Genomic DNA, 3,529 nt, shown 5'->3' on the forward strand with positions numbered 1-3,529 from the left:
TGTTCGACGCGGGAACGGCGGGGCCGGCGGCGCTGGCGCTGTTTGAGGATTGCGACGAGGCCATTGTCGTGGACGCGCTCGCGCCTGCGGGAACGCCGGGACGCATCGCGCAACCTTGCGTGGACTCGATCGTGAGTGAAAGCGTTCCCGCGCCGCATGGCATGGGTCTCGGCTATGTGCTCCAGGCTCTCGCCGCCCTGCCCGGCCCGAAGCCGCGCGTCACCATTGTCGGCGCGCAGGCCGAAAGCCACAGGCCGTTCCAGCCTGGCCTCTCTCCGGCCGTCGCGCAAGCCGCGCGCGAGGTCGCCAGCCTGCTCGCGCCCTATTTCGACGATGGCCATGGCTGACCTCGCCCCACACGACGCCCTGGCGCAACTGCGGATCGAAGTCGAGAGCCTTCGCCTCGCCAACGCCGCCATCCAGCAGCAAATGGGCGATGACGCGATCCGGACGGACGCGATGCTGCGCGCGCTGGAGCAACAGGCGGACGAGCTTCAGGCGGCCTATCGGCGTCAGAACATCCAGGTGGACTTCACCCGTCGCGTGATGAACACATCCAGCGCGCTGATCATCCTGCTCGACGCGGAAGGCCGCATTCGCGAAGTCAACCGCCGCTTCCTCGAAGGCCTGCAAGTTGGCGAAGGCGATGTGGTCGGCCGCGTCCTCGACGATTGGATGGCGCCGGAAGAACAGCATGTGCTCCGAGATCGGCTCATTCGGCTGCCATGGACCGTTCATTCGCACCTGTTCGAATTGATGCGCGGTTCAGGCGCCTATGGCTGCGAACATCGCTTGCGCCGCGCCGACGGCTCGTATCGGGATTACTGGGTCGAAGCGAGTCCGCAGGCCGATTCCCAGGGCAAGGAGGAAGGCGCGGTGGTTTGCGCCACCGACATCACCGCCCTGAAAAGGCAGCGCGATGCGCTTTCCGAAAGGGAAAAGCAATTGCGCGAGGCGCAGAAGATCGCTCAGCTCGGCCGCTGGGAGGTTGACCTCGCCACGCGAAGGGTCACGCATTGGTCGGACGAGCTGCTGAAGATTTGCGAATTGACGCAGCCGCCGGCGCTTTATGACGACTGCATCGCGCTGGTCCATCCCGACGACCGCCACGACTTCGATGTGGATTTTTGCGGCGCGGTCAGGGAGCGCCGGCTGTTCAACCACTTTGTTCGCCTCGAACTTGCCGGAGGACGGATCAAATGGGTCGAACTGCGCGGACTCGTGCGCTGCCGCGCCGACGGTGTACCCGAATGCGCCTCCGGCACGATGCAGGACATCACCGCGCAAAGGCAGGCCGACGAACAAATTGGCCTCGCCGCCCGCGTGTTCGAAAACAGCCTGAACGGCGTCGTCATCACCGACCCGCAGGCGCGCATTCTCAAGGTCAACAGCGCCTTCACCCGGATTCTCGGTTATCAGGCCGAGGAGGTCGTGGGCAAGACGACGAGCATGTTGAAATCGAGCCGCCACGACGCCCAATTCTATCTCGGCCTTTGGGAGACGCTGAAGCGCACCGGCGAGTGGCAGGGCGAAATCTGGGATCGCCGCAAGGATGGCGAGGTGACGCCGCTGTGGCAGAGCATTTCCGCCGTGCGCGACGCGCGCGGCGAAATCGTCAATTATATCGGCATTTTCTACGACCTGAGCGACCAGAAGCGCGCCGCCGCCCATATCCATCATCTGGCCTATTATGACGCATTGACCGATCTGCCCAACCGGCAATCCTTCAATGACAGTTGCGAGCAGGCGCTGAAACTCGCGCGCCGCGCGGGAACGAATCTGGCGCTGCTTTTCCTTGATCTCGACCGGTTCAAGGCGGTCAACGACACATTGGGCCATCCGGTCGGCGACGAATTGCTGCGCATCGTCTCGCAGCGGCTGAAGCGCGGGCTGCGCCAGAGCGATATCATCGCGCGGCTGGGCGGCGACGAATTCATCGTGCTGGCGCAAAATATCAGTGGCCCGGAAGGCGCCGGGCGGATCGCGACCAAGATTTTGGCGGCGATGGGAAAGCCCTTTTCCATCGACGGCCACACGCTGGACATGCGCGCCTCCGTGGGCATCAGCTGTTTTCCCGGCGATGGCGACGATTCCGCCACCCTGATCAAACACGCCGATCTCGCCCTCTACAAGGCCAAGGAGGAGGGGCGCGACCAGTTCTGCTTCTATGAGGCGCATCTGACCGAAAAAGCGCGCGAGAAATTGTTTCTGGAGACGGAATTGCGCGCGGCGATCAAGCAGGGCGGCTTGTCCATCAACTTTCAGCCGCAATTCGACCTCGCCAACGGACGGCTCGTCGGCTCGGAAGTGCTGGCGCGCTGGCGTCATCCCGACCGCGGCATGATCGAGCCGACCAAGTTCATCGCCATCGCCGAGGAGAGCGGACTGATCGTGCCGCTCGGCGAATGGGTGTTGCGGGAAGCCTGCATCCAGGCAGAGCTTTGGCGGCGCGCCGGCCTTGGCCCGCACCGCATAGCGGTGAACGTCTCCGGTCTGCAACTCGAACGCGACGACTTCGTGGCCGCCGTCGCGCGCATCCTCGCGGAAACGGGGTTGCCTTCCGACTGGCTGGAGCTGGAGGTGACGGAGACCTACATGATGCGGCAGCCGGAAAAGAGCGTCCGCGTGCTCGAAGGCTTGCGCGGACTCGGCCTGGCCTTGGCCCTCGACGATTTCGGCACCGGCCAGTCGTCGCTCTCCTATCTCAAGCGCCTGCCGGTGCAGACCCTGAAGATTGACCGCTCCTTCATCACCGATCTGCCTTTTGGCGAGAACGAGGTGGCGATCACGCGCGCGATCGTCGCGCTCGGGCACAGCTTGCGTCTGCAGGTTCTGGCGGAAGGCGTCGAGACGCCGGCCCAGGCTGATTTCCTGCGCGGACTCGGCTGCGACCGTGGACAAGGCTACCTGTACAGCCGGCCAGTCGACGCCGCGACGTTTGAGAACATCCTGCGCAAGACCACCGTTTACCCGAGCGGCGCGGACGACACGCCGTCCGCGCCGTTGGCGAATGCGCCCAGGAGAAAAACCGGGAGCTTAAGCGCCTATACTCGCAGGTCCGGCGACGGATAGCGTCTGGAGTCTCAAAAACTCCCCCGCTCCCGAATATCAGCCGGCGATCCGGTTTTCGATGTCGGCTCCGCGCTTTGCGTTGCAAGAACGCAAAAAGCCGCGCCCTCTCGGACACGGCTTTTTTGCAACCGCATCAAGCAGTTAAATGGTCGGAGTGGCGGGATTCGAACCCACGACCCCTAGTCCCCCAGACTAGTGCGCTAACCGGGCTGCGCTACACTCCGACTGTGACGCCTTATAGAGAAGCCTCATGCCGCTGGCAACGCGGCGATTGAAAAAAACTCACGCCAGAAGCCGCGCGCATTCGGTCAGTTCGGCCAGGATCGCCTCAAGGCGATGGCGGTCCTGGGGGGACAGCCGCGTGACCACGCTCGTCGGCGCGGGCGCGGCCAGCGCCAGGACCACGGAACGCGGGGGGGCCGGCGCGGGCGCGGGCCGGAGGCGCTCGCGCTCCCGC

The 3,529-nt window shown here is 64.5% G+C and carries 2 protein-coding genes and 1 tRNA gene; 2 read left to right on the forward strand and 1 reads right to left on the reverse strand.

The window, feature by feature from the left end:
• Both CCR94_RS18855 and CCR94_RS18860 read left to right on the forward strand, forming a co-directional pair.
• On the forward strand, positions 1-347 hold a 347-nt coding region (locus tag CCR94_RS18855; protein WP_104509375.1), incomplete at its 5' end, for a hydrogenase maturation protease.
• Positions 340-3,072: a sensor domain-containing protein gene (locus CCR94_RS18860; protein WP_104509376.1), complete on the forward strand. Its 2,733-nt coding sequence runs from the start codon at positions 340-342 to the stop codon at positions 3,070-3,072. The genes CCR94_RS18855 and CCR94_RS18860, both read left to right, overlap by 8 nt.
• A 146-nt stretch (positions 3,073-3,218) precedes the next feature.
• Here the strand turns inward: CCR94_RS18860 and CCR94_RS18865 are convergent.
• Positions 3,219-3,296 (reverse strand) — tRNA-Pro (locus CCR94_RS18865).
• Positions 3,297-3,529 lie beyond the last annotated feature (233 nt).

The sequence above is a fragment of the Rhodoblastus sphagnicola genome (assembly GCF_002937075.1).
In the GTDB taxonomy this organism is placed as follows: Bacteria; Pseudomonadota; Alphaproteobacteria; order Rhizobiales; family Beijerinckiaceae; genus Rhodoblastus; species Rhodoblastus sphagnicola.